Origin of the sequence: Geothrix sp., from assembly GCF_030219325.1 — a bacterium.
Classification (GTDB): domain Bacteria; phylum Acidobacteriota; class Holophagae; order Holophagales; family Holophagaceae; genus Geothrix.
This window is the reverse complement of sequence record NZ_CP126625.1, coordinates 1,141,537-1,156,776: the sequence shown is the minus strand read 5'-3', so window position 1 is coordinate 1,156,776 and position 15,240 is coordinate 1,141,537. Positions and strand designations below refer to the sequence as shown.

Annotated in this window: 13 protein-coding genes and 1 tRNA gene; 5 read left to right on the top strand and 9 right to left on the bottom strand. The window is 67.6% G+C overall.

The features are described 5' to 3' along the window. Window positions 1–50: 50 nt before the first annotated feature. Window positions 51–1,706 carry a B12-binding domain-containing radical SAM protein gene (locus QOZ81_RS05120; RefSeq protein WP_291200602.1) on the top strand — a complete coding sequence of 552 codons (1,656 nt, stop codon included), beginning with the start codon at window positions 51–53 and terminating at the stop codon, window positions 1,704–1,706. Here the strand turns inward: QOZ81_RS05120 and pnuC are convergent. From pnuC to pyrF, 3 genes are read right to left on the bottom strand one after another with little or no spacing between them, the layout of a single operon-like run. After that, complete coding sequence (gene pnuC / locus QOZ81_RS05115; RefSeq protein WP_291200605.1) at window positions 1,687–2,268, bottom strand: nicotinamide riboside transporter PnuC; 582 nt, start codon at window positions 2,266–2,268, stop codon at window positions 1,687–1,689. The genes QOZ81_RS05120 and pnuC overlap by 20 nt on opposite strands. Continuing rightward, window positions 2,268–2,807 carry a hypothetical protein gene (locus QOZ81_RS05110; protein ID WP_291200608.1) on the bottom strand — a complete coding sequence of 180 codons (540 nt, stop codon included), beginning with the start codon at window positions 2,805–2,807 and terminating at the stop codon, window positions 2,268–2,270. Before QOZ81_RS05110 ends, pnuC begins: the two co-directional genes overlap by 1 nt. A gap of 7 nt (window positions 2,808–2,814) precedes the next feature. Beyond that, complete coding sequence (gene pyrF / locus QOZ81_RS05105; RefSeq protein WP_291200612.1) at window positions 2,815–3,540, bottom strand: orotidine-5'-phosphate decarboxylase; 726 nt, start codon at window positions 3,538–3,540, stop codon at window positions 2,815–2,817. 50 nt (window positions 3,541–3,590) lie between these two features. Here pyrF and QOZ81_RS05100 point away from each other — a divergent pair, with 50 nt between their 5' ends. Further along, window positions 3,591–4,547, top strand: a complete 957-nt coding sequence (locus tag QOZ81_RS05100; RefSeq protein WP_291200614.1) for a hypothetical protein — start codon at window positions 3,591–3,593, stop codon at window positions 4,545–4,547. Between the two features lie 17 nt (window positions 4,548–4,564). Here QOZ81_RS05100 and QOZ81_RS05095 read toward each other — a convergent pair whose 3' ends face one another. Next, window positions 4,565–6,496: a M1 family aminopeptidase gene (locus tag QOZ81_RS05095; RefSeq protein WP_291200617.1), complete on the bottom strand. Its 1,932-nt coding sequence runs from the start codon at window positions 6,494–6,496 to the stop codon at window positions 4,565–4,567. 103 nt (window positions 6,497–6,599) lie between these two features. Here QOZ81_RS05095 and QOZ81_RS05090 point away from each other — a divergent pair. Further along, window positions 6,600–6,676, top strand: a tRNA-Met gene (locus QOZ81_RS05090). Window positions 6,677–7,682: 1,006 nt separating this feature from the next. Next, on the top strand, window positions 7,683–8,645 hold the full coding sequence (locus QOZ81_RS05085) for a hypothetical protein (protein ID WP_291200620.1): 963 nt from the start codon (window positions 7,683–7,685) through the stop codon (window positions 8,643–8,645). A gap of 139 nt (window positions 8,646–8,784) precedes the next feature. Here QOZ81_RS05085 and QOZ81_RS05080 read toward each other — a convergent pair whose 3' ends face one another. The 5 genes from QOZ81_RS05080 to QOZ81_RS05060 all read right to left on the bottom strand — a co-directional run bounded on the left by QOZ81_RS05080 (window position 8,785) and on the right by QOZ81_RS05060 (window position 13,128). Further along, a complete protein-coding gene (locus QOZ81_RS05080) occupies window positions 8,785–10,791 on the bottom strand; it encodes a transglycosylase domain-containing protein (RefSeq protein ID WP_291200622.1) in 2,007 nt (668 codons plus the stop codon). Between the two features lie 218 nt (window positions 10,792–11,009). Next, a complete protein-coding gene (locus QOZ81_RS05075; RefSeq protein WP_291200625.1) occupies window positions 11,010–11,189 on the bottom strand; it encodes a hypothetical protein in 180 nt (59 codons plus the stop codon). Between the two features lie 36 nt (window positions 11,190–11,225). Then, on the bottom strand, window positions 11,226–11,600 hold the full coding sequence (locus QOZ81_RS05070; protein ID WP_291200627.1) for a pyridoxamine 5'-phosphate oxidase family protein: 375 nt from the start codon (window positions 11,598–11,600) through the stop codon (window positions 11,226–11,228). Window positions 11,601–11,673: 73 nt separating this feature from the next. Further along, window positions 11,674–12,585 (bottom strand): NAD-dependent epimerase/dehydratase family protein, encoded by a 912-nt coding sequence (locus QOZ81_RS05065; protein WP_291200631.1) that lies wholly within the window; start codon window positions 12,583–12,585, stop codon window positions 11,674–11,676. Window positions 12,586–12,603: 18 nt separating this feature from the next. Further along, window positions 12,604–13,128 carry an RrF2 family transcriptional regulator gene (locus tag QOZ81_RS05060; RefSeq protein ID WP_291200634.1) on the bottom strand — a complete coding sequence of 175 codons (525 nt, stop codon included), beginning with the start codon at window positions 13,126–13,128 and terminating at the stop codon, window positions 12,604–12,606. Window positions 13,129–13,289: 161 nt separating this feature from the next. Between QOZ81_RS05060 and QOZ81_RS05055 the strand changes: the two genes are divergently transcribed. After that, window positions 13,290–15,197: a transglycosylase domain-containing protein gene (locus QOZ81_RS05055; protein WP_291200637.1), complete on the top strand. Its 1,908-nt coding sequence runs from the start codon at window positions 13,290–13,292 to the stop codon at window positions 15,195–15,197. The last annotated feature ends 43 nt before the right edge of the window (window positions 15,198–15,240 follow it).

Sequence of the window (15,240 nt, the reverse complement as noted above, 5' to 3'; positions counted from 1 at the left end):
TCCATCATGTATTCCGTTCCGTACACTGGAAAGCTCTGCTTTCGGATCCCATGACCCCTCCTCACACCCTCCTTGCCTACAGCGCCCCCCGGAGTGGCTTCGGGGACGAGTGGATGACCTTCCTGCCCATTGGTCTCGGCTACCTGCAGGCCATGCTCAAATCCCGGTCGTTCCCCTGCCGGGTGGCCAACCTGAGCGGCAAGGGCCGGAAGGAGGTCCTGGCCTACTTCCGGGCCCAGAACCCGGCGGTGCTGGGCATCTCCATGTTCACCTTCAACCGCAAGCGCTCCTATGAGTTGCTGACCTGGGCGCGGGAGGCTTGCCCGGAGGCGATCCTCCTGGCGGGAGGTCCCCACCCCACCCACCTGTCCCAGGAAGTCTTCGAGGACTGCCCCGCCCTGGATGCCATCGTGCAGGGGGAGGGCGAGACGGTGCTTCTGGGCATCGTGGAGCGCCTGCAGGCCGCCCCAGGATCGGACCTGTGGCAGCGCACCCCGGGCCTGATCCTGCGGGGGGGCCGCACCCTGCCTCAGCCCCCCCTGGAGGACCTCGACACCGTCGGCGTGCCCGCCGAGCACCTGGAGGCCGACTTCCTCGACGACGTGGGGCAGCTGGCCTACCTGAGCAGCAGCCGGGGCTGCCCCGCCACCTGCAACTTCTGCAACACGCCGGAGTTCTGGGGCACCTCCATCCGCTTCCGCGGGGCCGATTCGGTGCTGCGCGAGATGCGCCTGCTGCGCGAACGGCACGGCCTCACCTACTTCAGCTTCCGGGACGACACCTTCACCGCGAATCGCGACCGGGTGCTGAAGCTGATGGAAGGAATCCAGGGCAGCGGTCTCCACCCCCTTTGGAACTGCCAGAGCCGGGTGAACCTGGTGGACGAGGATCGCCTGGTGGCCATGAAGCGGGCCGGCTGCGAGTTCATGCAGTTCGGCGTGGAGCACGGCAGCGAGCGGGTGCTGGTCCTGCTGGACAAGGGCACCAACCTGCGCCACGCGCGCCGCGCCCTGGACCTGGTGCGCAAGGTGGGCATGAACCTGGGCATCTACCTGATCACGGGCATCCCCGGCGAGACCTGGGCGGACGTGGAGGAGAGTGCCGCCTTCATCCACGACACCCGGCCCAGCGACTGCCAGATCAGTCCCCTCGCCCTGTACCCCGGCACGCGGATGTTCGATCAGTACCGCGCCGAGGGCCGCATCCAGAAGGATTTCTACCGGGCCAGCGGCGACGCGGAGATCTTCGCCCGGGTGGACGGCCACACGGAAAAGGCCCTGCGCCACCTGGACCAGGCCGCCCAGCGGGCCAAGGCCAGGTCCCGCTTCTCCCCGGCCGAGTTCGCGGAGCAGAAGCGCTGGCTGGGTTTCTGCGCCGTCACCAACCTGCTCTGCGGCGAGGCCGCCGAGGAGGAGGGCCACTGGACCGAAGCCGAGGCGGAGTACGCCGAGATCATCGCGAAGGAACCCGCCAACCCCTGGGGGTTCATGAAGCGGGCCCTCCTGCGGGAGAAGCTGGGCCAAACCGTCAAGGCCCGGACCGACCTGGCCGAGGTGCTGGCCCTGGCCCCGGGCAACCCCGAAGCCACCGGGCTGGCGGCGCTGTGGGGCATGAAGCAGAGCAGGACCCGCCCGAAGAGACCGGCCCACGGCCCCACGGCCGAGATGAAGGGCGCCGAGGCCTACCTCAGCCGGCCGAAGGTGTAGCTTCGCGCTTCAGCGCCCGCCGCCATTCCAGCAGCCCCATGACGCAGAGCACCTGGTACACGAGGTACAGGCCGCTGGTGACATACAGCCCCTTGTAGATCAGCAGGCCCACGGAGATGCAGTTGGCCACGATCCACACGGGCCAGTTCTCGATCCACTTGCGGGTCATCATGAACTGCGCCACCAGGCTGAGGGCCGTGATGAGGGAATCCAGCACGGGCACGGTGCTGTTGGTGTAGCGCCGGAGCAGCCAGGACAGCACGGCCGTGATGGCCGCCACGGCCAGGAGCAGCAGGGCCCCGATGACCGGCCTCACGCGGCTCACGGTCAGGGCGCCGTGGTCCCGGCCGCCGTGCAGCCAGCTCCACCAGCCGTACACGGAGATCACGATGTAGAAGCCCTGCAAGCCCACGTCCGCGTAGAGCCCCGTGCGGTAGAACAGCGCGATGAACACGAGGTTGTTCGCGATGCCCAGCGGCCAGTTCCAGATGTTCTGCCGCACCAGCAGGGCCACGCAGGCCGCACCCGTGAGGAAGCCGAAGACCTCCATCCAGCCGGGCATCAGTCGTCGTGCCGGATGTGCGGGCTGCGCTCCAGGATCATGAGCACCAGTCGCTCCAGCTCGTCCACCATGAGGAAGCGCAGCGTCGGGTCCTTCCGCCCAAGGGCAGGCTCACCGCCGCCCCGCAGCACGAAGAAGGGGCCGGAGCGCTCGATGCGGGACACCTGCTTCCAGAGCAGCCGGCCCGCGCCCACTCGCCGCGCGATGGGCGCGGGCAGCGCGTTGTGCTCCACCGACAGGCCCAGGTCGTCCACCAGCACCTGAGAGCCCTCGACCATCAGCACGCCCAGCAGGGTCCCCAGCAACAGCACGCTGCCGGCCACCACCGCGCCGAAGGCCGCCGTGACGGCCACCCAGAAGGACCAGGTCGGCTCGCCCGCCGCCTCGGCCACCTTCAGCGAGGCCCGCAGGACCGGGAGCCGTTCCATGATCTGGGCCAGGGCCCGGACGCCCACCAGCCAGGAGCCCGCGAAGAGGAGCATGGCCATGGCCCGCTGGGCGAAGGAGGGGCGGAAGACGAGGGGCGATCCGGCTGACATCAGGAACCTAGGCCTGCATCTCAGCCACGATGGCCTCGGCCGCGGCCGCGGGATCCGCCGCATGGGTGATGGGCCGCCCCACCACGAGCCAGGTGGCGCCCTGCTTCAGGGCCTGGGCGGGGGTCATGACCCGGGCCTGATCCTGGGTGGCGGCCCCCGAAGGACGGATGCCGGGGGTCAGCCGATGGAAGGCCTCACCACAGGCCTCCCGGATGGCGGTGGCCTCCCAGGCGGAGCAGACCACGCCCGCACAACCGGCCTGGTGGGCGAGCCTGGCGTAGGCCAGCGCGAGGTCCTCGGGCTGGCCGGCATGGCCCAGGGCCGCCAGGGCCTCGCGGTCCAGGCTGGTCAGCACGGTCACGGCCAGCAGCTCCGTGCGGCCACCGGCGGCCCGGTGGGCGCGGATGGCCTCCACCGCCGCCTCCAGCATGGCCGGCCCGCCCTGGGCGTGGACGTTCACCAGGCGCGGATCGAGCTTCAGCACGGCCTCCAGGGCGCGCCGCACCGTGGTGGGGATGTCGTGCAGCTTCAGATCGAGGAAGACCGGCACCCGGGCCTGCAGCTCCTTCACGAAGGCCGGGCCCTCGGCGCAGAAGAGTTCCAGTCCCACTTTCAACATCCCCACCCGGCCCGACAGCCGCTCGGCCATGGCCACCGCCTCCTTCGCCGTGGGGACGTCCAGGGCCACCACGAGGCGTTCGCGGGGCGTGAGGATCAAGGCAGAGGCGGACAAGGGGACTCCCGTATGATGCGGAGGACCAGTTTGCCACCAAGCGAGGCGCCATGCCGCTCCCACCATCGTCCACCCCGCCTGCCATCACCGCGTCTGCGCCCAGTGGTGCCGAGGCCCTGGCGGCCCTGCTGGAGGCCTTCGACTGGGGCCGCCCCCTGCCCCCGCCGCCGAAGCTGAAGGGCCAGGCGGCCCTGCGGTACCAGTGGTTGAGGCGTGCGGCGACCTTCGATCCCGGAGGGGGCATGCCCGCCGCTCCCTTCGCCGCCGGGCGAGAGCGGCTGGAAACGGAGGCCCTCCGGCGCCTGCCGACGGTACCGAAGGAACGGCTTGCGGCCGCCCTGAAGGCGCTGTCCCTCCAGGAAACCGGGAGCGCACTGGCTCTCTGGCGGTGGGGCCAGGTTCAGGTCAGGACCGGGGTCTTCGACCCGGGGATCCGCCGGGCCTGGGAGGATCGCCTTCGAACTGCCGGCCCGGCCCTGACCCGCGGCTACGCCCTCCGCCACGCCCTGTGCTGGGCCCTGGCCGAACAGGACGAGGCCCGGTTTGCGAGCCTCCGGTCCGCGACGGGCCCTGCTTCCGAAGCCATCCTGAAAACCTTCCAGGGGCTCTTCGGGCGCCTCGGTGGCCCTTCACCCACGCTGCGCCTCTGGACCCTGCCGGGCCTGGCCTACCGCGACCTGGGCCTGGACCAGCTGGGTGCCCGCATCTGGATCTGCCCCCTCGATGAGGGACCTCCTCCAGCCCTGCCGCCCGGCACCGCCTGGATCATCCCCAGCGCCTCGGGCGGCCTGGATGAGCGGGATGCCTCCCTCTCGGAGCTGCTGCTAGCCGAGGGCCGGGCCCTGGAGCAACGGCTGCAGGCCGCGGGCAGCACCGCGCACTTCGCCGCCAGCCGCCCCGCCTTCGAGCGGCTCGGCCTGGTCTGGTTCCCCATCCTCATCGAACTGGATGGGAAGGGCGGCATCCGGTCCATCCGCATGGGGGATGCCGCGCCGGAACGGCCCTAGGCCTGAAGCCTGCCCGATCAGCCGATCCCGCAGCCCTGCAGCCAGCCGGCCACGGCGCCGCACGCCATCTGCGCCCAGTAGTGGAAGCCGCGCCGCACGGGCTTCGGGGTGTAGCTCGCGTGGAGGCGGTCCTTGAGCATCGGGTAGTTGCCATCGGGATCCAGCACCGCCGCGGCCACGGGCGAGTCGAACTCGTAGGTGATCCAGCGGTCCTGCCCGTCCCAGACGAGCCGCTGTTCCTCCCGGTTCTCCAGGCGAACCCACAGGGTGATGGGGACGCGGAGGCCGCCTTTCCGCTCCAGCGTGATGGATCCGACCCGGCCCGGAGCCGCTGGCTGGGGCGAGGCGAAGACCGGCACCTTGTCCGAGAAGAGCCAGCCCCCCTGGGTGACCTCCCGGGTCTTCACCCCCCGGATGGCGTAGTCGAGGACCTCGGTCCCCTCCACGAAATCCCGCCAGAAGCCCCCCAGGTCCCGGCCGGAGACGCGTTCCGCGATGCGCCTGAAGTCGTGGCGGGTCGGGTGGCGGTAGGCCATCTCCTGGGCGTAGGCGCGCAGGACCTGCTCCATCACGGGGCGCCCCAGCATGGCTTCCAGCTGGTTGAGCAGCAGGGTGGGCTTCGCATAGGCCGTGACGAAGTAGCTCTCCATGTTCAGGGTCTTGAAGCCGAAGCGGGTGAGGGGATCGGCGCTCGGGAGATGCCAGTAGCCAACCCATTCCAGGAAGTCCGTTCCCACCTGGAAGCGCCGCCCGCCCAGGATCGAGTGGTAGCTCCGCTCCATGGCCTTGTGGGTGAACCAGCTGGTGAAGCCCTCGTCCAGCCAGGCCTCTTCGAACTCGTTGCTGGCCAGCAACCCGTAGAAGTACTGGTGCCCGTACTCGTGCATGGCCACCACCTCGGGCTCCCGCACCCCCAGTGGGTCGAAGGCCACCGAACTGGCCGTGAAGAGGGTCGGGTACTCCATGCCATCGGCGCCCCCCGCCTCCTTCGGCGTATCGATCACCGTCAGCGTGGGATAGGGGTACTTGAAAAACCACTCCTCGCTCCACCGCAGCGCACTTTCCACGGCGCGGCGCTGCCGCTGGAAGTTGCCCCGGTTGGGGCCATTGATGTAGTAGAAGACCTGCACGCCGCGGTACTCGAACATCGCCGGCTCGCGCCAAGCCGCGCTGGGGCGCACGGCCCAGGCGAAGTCGTGGACGTCCTCGGCGTGGAGCCGCCAGATGACATTCAAGGGGCGCTGTGGATCCTTTTCGATCTCCGTCACGTGGTTGGTCTGGGTCCCCGTATGGGCCAGCCCCAGCGCGTTGGGAAGCGACAGGACCACGTCGTAGGTGCCGAAGTCCGAGAAGAACTCCGTGTTGGCATGGTAGGCGTGGCAGTTCCAACGGTCGCCCTGGTAGACGCCGACCTTGGGGAACCACTGCCCCGACATGAGGAAGTCGTCCGCCCAGCCGCTGCGGGCGAAGACCTTCGGATAGCGGTTCTCCCAGGTGATGTCCACATGGATCGTCTCGCCCGGGGGAACGGCCCGGGGCAGCTTCAGCCACCGCACCGTCTCATCCTCGCCATCGTGGCCATCCAGATCCCGTCCCTCCATCCGCACGCTGGTCAGCCGGCAGTAGCCCCAGGAGGACGCCTCGGTCTGTTGTTCCAGCTGGTCCCTCCGGAGGTGGCCGCCGCTCTCCTTCACGAACTGGCTCTGGGGCCCCTTGAAGGCGTTGAGATAGAGGTGCAGAGGCAGCTCCTGAGTCGGCGCGGAGCCCGTATTGCGCCAGGAGATCGTCTCCCGGCCCTGCAGCGTCTTGTGCTCGAAGTCCAGCGTCGCCTCGATGCGGTAGTTCGCGATCCTGGGGGACCGGGCCTTGTCGAACCACTTCTCCGGCGTCCAGGTGCGCGGCCCCGCCGCCAGTCCAACGGCGGCAAACACCACCAGCAGAGCGATCAAGCGCCGTCCCATCGATACTCCCGAGCGTCCGTCGAGCATACCAAGTCCCGCCCGACATGCGCCCTTGCCGTTCCCCCAATCCCTGCTACACTCAAGTCCCTACCGCGGGGTGGAGCAGTCCGGTAGCTCGTTGGGCTCATAACCCAAAGGTCGCAGGTTCAAATCCTGCCCCCGCTACCAAACGAACGATGACCGGAGCCGAGTGCTCCGGTTCTCGCGTACGCCCGGAACAGCCTGCAGGATTTGAACCTGCGAGTGGGATCGCGGAGGCCCTCCGGGGGAGGGTCGGGAGCGAGACCGGGGACGCGCAGCGGACCCAGTTCAAATCCTGATCGTGTGAGTCGGCGAGACCGGCGGAGAACGGCAGGATTTGAACCTGCGAGTGGGATCGCGGAGGCCCTCCGGTGGAGGGCCGGGAGCGAGACCGGGGACCGCGCAGCGGACCCCGGTCAAATCCTGATCGTGTGCGTCGACGAGACCGGCGGAGAACGGCAGGATTTGAACCTGCGAGTGGGATCGCGGAGGCCCTCCGGGAGGGAGGTTCCGCCGCCCTGAGCCGACAGGCGAAGGGAGCACAGTGCGGGGCACTGTGCTCCCGGTGGAGGGCCGGGAGCGAGGCCGGGGACCGCGCAGCGGACCCCCTTCAAATCGTGATGGTGTGGGCCGACGAGATGGGCGGAGAGCAAGGAATTTGACCCTGCGAGTGGCAGCCACCCGATGAGCGCCCCGCGAAGACAGCTTGGAGGGCTTTCGCAGCGGAAGAAGGTGCGAATCGTTGACGGCGACGGTTGCCACATCTCCGGCAGGGAACCCATCGATCACAGTCTGTTCTTCGCGGGCGGCTCGAAACCACGCTGGCCCAACCCACTCTGGGGCTGGTGAGCGTGGGCCAATCGCTCTGCCTGTGGCATGATCAATTCTCAACCTACAGGTCCTTATTACTTCCACCACCTCGATCGGACGAAGGATTTCCCGATGGTCACGAGCACTCCATGCCCACCTCCTCCACGACGCGCCGGTGTCCAATTCCGGCACTTGGACCGGTAACGCCATGTGGAAAACGACTGAGGGCAGCACCGAACGACTCCTGCAGCTTTGTGGGGGTTACTTCTTCTTCTATGTCCTCACGGGCCTAGTCGTGAAGGCTTTCACCGGCTCCGCCCAGACCCCGTTGGGCACTCCCCGGATGAACGACATCGCCTTCCTGGGCTACAACACCCTGGGGGCCACCCTGACCTGTCTCGTCCCTGCCGTGGCCCTGGGGTGGTGGCGCCTCGCCTCCATCCGCCCTGTTCGAATCTGGGGCGTCACGGTTCCTTCGGAGATTTTCTACATCATTCCGAGTGGGATTTGCACTGCCATCGTCATCCCAACCACGACGCTCATGTACACCCTCCCCATTTCGGTGATGGTGGCCATGGTCATCATGCGGGCTTCGGTGATCGTCATCGGACGCGTGGTGGATGGCTTACAGATCGCCCAAGGGATCCTGGATAAGCATATTTACTGGGAAGAGAACGCCGCCGTGGCCTTTGCCGTTCTGGCAGCCTGCATCGAGCTCTTCGGGTCTCATTCCGGAGGTTTCGCCTTCCTGCGCAACCACGCAGCGGTGGTGGTCTTCACCAGCTACATCGCATCGTACGCCATCCGCATCTACATCATGAATTACTACAAGAATACGCGGCCAAAGGGCGCACCTTTGGACAACAAGGCGTTCTTTGCTGTAGAGCAGATCGCCGCCACCATAACGATGGTGTGTCTGGCCATGGGCGCGTTCTATGCCCAAAGAGCCTTCCCGACTCTGGCAGGAGTCCGGCAGATGACAGATTTCGTCGGCGCCGTTCAGTCACCTCATCCCAGCTGGTTGTGGGCGTCCCTCTCCGGTCTCGCCTTTGGTCTGGTCGCCTTCTTTTCCGTGTTCATCTTCATGTTCAAGGGACGCACGGCCACCTTCACGGGTCTCATGAATCGCCTCACCTCGCTCGTGGCCGGGACCACGGCCACTTTGTTGGGCCATTGGCTGTTCAAGAGCCGCCTCCCCAGCCTTCAGAATTGGATCTCGCTCGGATTCGTACTCGTGGCCGTGGTGTTTCTGACGCGGGCAGAACGCCGACGGTCACAGGAACTGAAGGCTGCTCAGGAAATCTGATCGCCAGGTACGACAGCCGTCTTCAGCCAGCTGCTTGCGGTAATGGATCGAGATCCACCGGAACCCTGCTGGCCCCTGGGTTGAGAGCACCATGGCCGAGTGTCAGTGGGTCTCTCGTTAAACTCGCTCTCCTCCGCATTCACTCACCTTTCACCCGCTTCCCAGACTGGCCTCGATTCAGCGGCGGGCCTCCGGCAAATGTGAGCGTCTCCGCCTCCGCGGCACGCAGGCCTTCGTCGTCGATGACGCCTGTGGTGTGAAGCTTTGCGAGCAGGTCATTCACGCGCTCTTCCCACGCGGGGGTGAGTGCGCCTCGCCGGCGGTACATTTCATAGCGCACCGGGTTGGGGATCACGGTGGCGAGCAGGGTGGCCTCCTTGAGGCTCAGGGTGCGTGCGTCCTTGCCGAACCAGTGCTGGGCGGCCTCGCCGATCCCATACACACCGTCACCCCACTCCGCCAGGTTGAGATAGATCTCGAGGATCCGGCGCTTGCCCACGGCCACCTCGAGCGCGACGGTCGCGAGCGCCTCGCGGACCTTGCGCGAGAGCGTGCGGTCGCGTGACAGGAAGAGGTTCTTCGCGAGCTGCTGGGTGAGGGTGGAAGCCCCGCGCAGGCGGCCCCCATTGGACAGGGCCTCCTGGACTTCGGACAGGTCGAACCCCTTGTGCCCGTAGAAGCCCGCGTCCTCGCTTTCGAGCACCGCGCGCACGAGGTGGTTCGGGAGCTCGCCCAGCGGCACGAACGAGTGATTTTCCGGGCCGATGGTCATCTGCCGCCTGCCGCCACGCGTGAGGAGGGCCTCGTAGACGAAGGGGCGCGTCAGATCGGGTCCGCCGTTGCCCAGGGCTGGCACGAGGTGGCTCGGGTCCACCTCTCCGTCGACCTGCCATTCGGCCGGCTGGCGAAGGGGACCGGCGACCTTGAGTGCCCCGGCCAGCAGGCCCGTGAGCCCCGGGGCTCCGCGCGGAGGCGCGAGCGTCGGGGGGAGAGATGCGGCAAGGACCGTCCAGTCCACCGCGGTCGCGCGGAGCGCGAGCTCGAAGTGAGGTTCGGGGCGGGCCGCGACCGAGAGCACGACCTTCAGCGCGGCACGCCCCGCATCGTCCAGGGCCACGGTGGCCTCCGCCAGGGCCGCAGTCCGTGTGCCGGCGTCCCACCGCAGGCGACCCGCGACGTGGAGCGAGAGCGGGCCCACGGGTTCGGGAGCGAGCCCCTCCGCGAACACCGTGAGGTTGCGTGTGGCGAGCGTGAGCTGGCCCTCGCCCCGCGAGAGCCTCTCAACGTGGGGGGCCTCGAAGAAGAGGTCGACCGCACCGGCTCGGATCTCGAAGGGTAGGTCCGCGCGCAGGCTTTCCGGGAGCGCCTCCGCGCCCAGCCCGTGAAGTCGGATCCGCAGCGCGCCAGGGCCGCCGCCCCAGGTGACCTCCAGCGCGCCCACCGCGCGCCCTGGTCCCTCGGTTGCGATCGAGGCATGGGTGCGCTCGCCCAGACGATCGAGGTGAATGCGCCCGCCCAGCGGACCAAAGACGAGGGATGGGACGAGGGGTCGGACGACGGGCGGCCGTCTGGACGGCGGGCCCTCGAAACGCACCTCCAGCCCGGAGAATGCGACCACCGGCGGCTCAGGCACATGGTGTCCCGGCCCCGGGCTGGTCGCTCGCGGCTTGTCTGGGCGGAGGGCGTGCGCGAGATCCGCGAGACGCTCCCCCTGTCCGCCCGCCTGGATGTGCACGCCTTGCAGGGTGACGGTCCCGGCCTCCAGGTGACCGCTGACGAGGCGCCACAGACGGGGTCGAACGGTGACCCGGTCGACCATGAGGAGCGGCGCCCCATCCCCGGCTGGGCCGAGCAGGATCGGTCCCATCACCAGTTGGAAGGCTGCGTCCACGCCGACCGCGCCCTCCAGATGCGCGTCTGGTAGCCGGCGGGCGAGCTCGGCGACGGCCCGTTCGCGGAGGGCGCGCCGGGCGGGTGCCGTGCGGAGCAGCGTCAGGGCGCCGAGGTAAAGGAAGATCCCCAGGGCCAGCGCCGCGCCGAACGCGATCCACCGCCGCTGGGCGCGGGCCCCGGGGCCCGCCGGTGGCAGTGGCCCGCGACGTTCAAACCGAAGTCGAGGCCATCGGATGGAAGGGGTGTAGGACACGAGATTCTGCGATTGAGAAACAAGGGGAGAGGGCAGACCAGGGGCGCGGAAGGATCCCTGTGCATGGTGACGCCGAACTTACCACGCAAGCACACCGACCGGCCAACAGCGCCACTACGCCCGCCCCGAAGCCGCCACACGTTCTGTTTCCTCAGGAGCGCAGCGTGCAGGCTCGGAGGGTTCACCCGAATTTGTGTCCGCAGGCGGCCCAGCCACGCCTATCCGAGGATGGCCTTGAGTTTCTTCTGGTCCTCGGAGCTGTAGTAGCTGCAGCACCCCTTCTTGGCTGCAGGTACCAGGCCCAGTTCAAGGATGGCCTTCTTGATCTTGGCGTCGGAGACGCCCAGATCCTTGGCCATGGCGCTGGCTGTGATGAGGGTCGGGGTATCGGTGGGCATGGGGCTTCCTCTGGGATCGAGTGGGACGGCCGGGGATCAGAGCGTCTGGGTGATGGATTCAGGGGTGATGGCCAGCGTGGCCCTGGCCCAGGCGAACTTGGCCTTCAGCACGTCGAAATCAGGCCCAGACGCGAGGAAGGCCGCCTGGCCCTTGATCAGGAAGCCGGTGCCGGGGCCGTGCTGGCCGGCGACCTTGGCGCTCCCCAGGGTGACCAGCACCTGGTTGTTGAACGCGACATTGGCCTCGGTCTGCTGCATGTAGCCGGCCGGGATCAGGAATCGCCCATCCTCCGTCACGCGGATGTAGCTGTTCCAGGTGTTGACCATGTGGGGGCCGTCCTGGCCCAGGGTGGCGATGGCGACCACGCCATCCTGCTTCAAGACTTCCAGCAATGTTTCGGGGATGACCATGACTGCCTCCTGGCATGAGGGGTGGATCGGATGGACTGCTTGGAGCGGAAGACCTTCAGATGATCGCCTGCAATCAAGCCTGAAGCCATTCCGGGCGGCGGGGGCGGAAATCCAGCGCCTGCCTGGCCTTCGCGTTGGTGGCACCGCAGAGCCTCGTGCCGAAATACAGCGCATCCGGTCCGGCGGCATCCAGCGCCTCCTGCTCGGTGCAGTGGGGCGGAGGCGGCGCGCCGACCCAGCGGGCGAACTCCGGCAGCCAGGCGCTGACCGGGGCCGGGTGGTCGTCGACGACGTTGTAGGTGCCCGGATCGGCCGTCAGGGCGGCCACCGAGGCGAGGGCCGCATCGTCCACGTGCACGAAGGACCAGACCCCCTGGCCCTGGCCGATGATGGGGAATTCCCCCCGGCGGACGCTGGCCCCGGTGGCGCCATCGGGGTGGTACCAGGTGTTCGGGCCGTAGAAGAAGCCGTACCGCAGGAGGACGCCTTCCATCTTTCCCGAGTGGTTCCGCAGCCGCGATTCGATCTCGGCGTACATCTGCGCGCCTGCGGCGATGCCCGGGCTGGCGTCGACCGCCAGAGGCGCGGATTCGTCGGCCAGCCCTGCTTCCGCGCGCAGGAAGAAGCCACTGGCCTGCTGGATGTAGCGCCGGACGCCGCAGGCCTGGGCGGCGCGGTGGAGGTTGCCACCGCCCTCGAGCCGCAGCTGGCGATCCCCGGGGAAAGCCGCGCCGTATTCCGCCGGATCCCTCGGCAGCGCCGTCAGCTCATCGATGACCACCTCGGCCTCCGCCTCCCGCAGCGCCTGTTCCAACGCGGGCGCATCAAAGGCGCTCACCCGGGCGACCTTGGCGCCCAGGGCGAGTAAGTTCTTCGCTCCGAGTTCCGAACGGGTCATGCCCGTCACCCCATGGCCCTGGCGGACCAGGGCGGCCACCAGGGGCAGGCCGATGGCCCCACTCGCTCCCGCGACGAATACGTTCATGCTGTTTTCTCCTGTGGATCAACCGTTCCGGTTGATGGGGTTTCGTTGGGTTCGGGTGTCCTTGCGCTGCTGGAACCAGGCTCCCGTGTCCTGGAGGAAGGCCTTCGGGGCCTTGTGTTCGAATTCGCAGACCAGGTCCGCCAGCGTCTTGGAGGCGAGGAAATCCTGGAGGACCCGCTCGGCATCGAGCATGAAGGCATGGATCCGGCAGGTCCCCACCGTGGCCCATTCGGGGGCCGTGGCGTCGAAGAGGGCGCAGTTGCTGCGGATCTCGGCGCAGGCGAACAGGGTCCGGTCCGGATCCACCGCCGCCAGTACCTCCATCACCCGGATCTCCGCCGCCGGGCGGGCCAGGGCGAAGCCGCCGGAGATGCCTTCGATGCTCGCCACGAGCTTCGCCTTCTTGAGGCGGGTGAAGACCTTCGCCAGGAAGCGCTCGGGGATCTTCTGATAGGTGGCCAGATCCCGCACGCTCACCGGCTCCGGCCGCGTCGCCAGGGTGAGGAGCGAGTGCAGGGCGTATTCCGCACCGGCGCCGTACATGGATGAATTCAAACTAGCACCTCATGGGGTGTAGTTTGATGTGATGACGGTCCAGCCGTCAAGCCCCCTGCTCTGCAGGCGACACGAATCAGTGTTCAAATCGAACCATGATCCATCTGAAGCGATCCCATTGCGGTCCGTGGCGTGGTGCGGTGCTCCTGATGCTGGGCACGGTTCAGGGCCTGGCTGCCGGCCAGCCACCCCAGAGCAGCTTCGCGACCTTCCCCCCCCTGCCGACCGGGGTCAGCTCCGTCACGGTGCTCGACAGCCAGGGCAGGTACGTGGGTCGCATTCCGCCCCAGAACCGGTACTGGGCCTCTCTCGAACGGATTCCCAGCTTCCTTCAGCAGGCGCTATTGGCGGTGGAGGATGCCAGGTTCTACGAGCACTCCGGCCTCGACTACCGGAGCATCGCGCGAGCGGCGATGAAGGATGTGCTCAAGGGACGAATGGCCGAGGGGGGCTCGACCATCACCCAGCAGCTGATCAAGAACAAATTCCTGACCTCAGCCCGAACCTTCGACCGGAAACTCGAGGAGGCCAAGCTGGCCCTGGAGTTCGAGAAGCAGTACACCAAGCAGCAGATCCTGGAGATGTACTTCAATGAGATCTATTTCGGAAATGGCGCCCAGGGCATCGTCCAGGCCGCCCGTCTCTACTTCGACAAGAGCCCGGAGGAACTGACCGAGGGCGAATGCATCCTCCTGGCGGGCGTACCCAAGAACCCGAGCCGGTACAACCCCTTCGGGAAACCGGTCGATGTGGCGGGACGGAGGGACGTCGTCCTCAAGCGCATGGAGGATCTCAAGCTCATTTCGACTCAGCGCAAACTGGCCCTCCAGGCCCACGGCGCGGCCACGCGCCCCCTGGGGCAGGCCCCGCAGTACCTGGCCCAGATCCGCGCGCAGCTGATCGGGCGCCTGGGGGCCGAAGCCGTCGAGCAGGGGGGTCTGGAGGTGATCGCCGCCATGGATCTGGACCTGCAGAAGGCGGCTGAAAAGACCCTGAAGGATGGCGTCAAGCGGCTCTCCCCTGGGCTGCAGGGCGCCCTGGTCTGTCTGGATCCGACTACAGGCGACGTCCTCGCCGCCGTGGGGGACGCTGAAGGAGTCCCTGGCGCCATCAACCGCGCCTTCGTCTCCAGGCGTCAGCCCGGCTCAGCCATCAAGCCCCTCATCTTTGCCGCGGCCATGGAAAAGGGCCTCACCGCCGCCAGCCTCTGGAGCGATGACCCCGTGGCCTACGACGCCGGGAATGGCCAGGTCTGGAAACCCCAGAACTACGGCCGGGAACAATTCGGGGAGCTCTCCCTCCGGCAGGCCTTGGCTCACTCCAACAACATCATCACCGTCAAGGTGCTGGAGGCCGTCGGTGTGCCGGCCTTCGTGGAATTTGCCGGAAGGATGGGCCTTTCGCTGCACGCCCAGAACGGCCTCTCGCTGGCTCTCGGAACGGACGAGGTCACCCTGAAGGATCTGGTGCAGGTGTACACGCCCCTGGCCACGGGAGGCATGAAGGCCGAGGCCAGGACCATCCTCCGGATCTACGACCGCAGACGCCAGGTCTGGATCGAGAACCCACCAGTCGTATCCCAGGTGCTGTCTCCGGCAGCGTCCTTCGTCACCACTCAGATGCTGAAGGACGTCCTGACCTACGGCACCGCCAAGTCCCTTCACCGCTTCAGCCAGGCCCATTCCTCCGCCGGGAAGACCGGAACCACTGACGACGGCGTGGACGCCTGGTTCGTGGGCTATACGCCGAACCTGCTGACGGGCATCTGGATCGGGTACGACCAGCCCCGGTCTGGCGGGAAAGGGTTCACGGGCGGGACCGTCGCCGCCCCAATCTGGGAACGGTTCATGAACAAGGTCGTGACCTCCCGGCCTGCCATGGATTTCGCCAGGCCGGAGACCGTCGTGACCCGCAGCATCGATCCCGCCACCGGACTCCTCGCCCGGGAGGAATGCCCTCAGAAACAGGACGAGTTTTTCATCTCCGGCACCGAACCAGCGGAAACCTGCACCCGACATGGAGCAGCGCCGCCCTTGCCGGTGGAGGCAACACCCTAGCTCGCCAGTTGCTTGAGACCTGCGAATCAATGGTGCGGAGTTG

Bases quoted from the DNA above. Each gene is read 5' to 3' on its own strand.
- QOZ81_RS05120 (WP_291200602.1), top strand. From the start codon at position 51: ATGACCCCTCCTCACACCCTCCTTGCCTACAGCGCCCCCCGGAGTGGC.
- pnuC (WP_291200605.1), bottom strand. From the start codon at position 2,268: ATGCCCGGCTGGATGGAGGTCTTCGGCTTCCTCACGGGTGCGGCCTGC.
- QOZ81_RS05110 (WP_291200608.1), bottom strand. From the start codon at position 2,807: ATGTCAGCCGGATCGCCCCTCGTCTTCCGCCCCTCCTTCGCCCAGCGG.
- QOZ81_RS05100 (WP_291200614.1), top strand. From the start codon at position 3,591: ATGCCGCTCCCACCATCGTCCACCCCGCCTGCCATCACCGCGTCTGCG.
- QOZ81_RS05085 (WP_291200620.1), top strand. From the start codon at position 7,683: ATGAACGACATCGCCTTCCTGGGCTACAACACCCTGGGGGCCACCCTG.
- QOZ81_RS05075 (WP_291200625.1), bottom strand. From the start codon at position 11,189: ATGCCCACCGATACCCCGACCCTCATCACAGCCAGCGCCATGGCCAAG.
- QOZ81_RS05070 (WP_291200627.1), bottom strand. From the start codon at position 11,600: ATGGTCATCCCCGAAACATTGCTGGAAGTCTTGAAGCAGGATGGCGTG.
- QOZ81_RS05065 (WP_291200631.1), bottom strand. From the start codon at position 12,585: ATGAACGTATTCGTCGCGGGAGCGAGTGGGGCCATCGGCCTGCCCCTG.
- QOZ81_RS05060 (WP_291200634.1), bottom strand. From the start codon at position 13,128: ATGTACGGCGCCGGTGCGGAATACGCCCTGCACTCGCTCCTCACCCTG.
- QOZ81_RS05055 (WP_291200637.1), top strand. From the start codon at position 13,290: ATGCTGGGCACGGTTCAGGGCCTGGCTGCCGGCCAGCCACCCCAGAGC.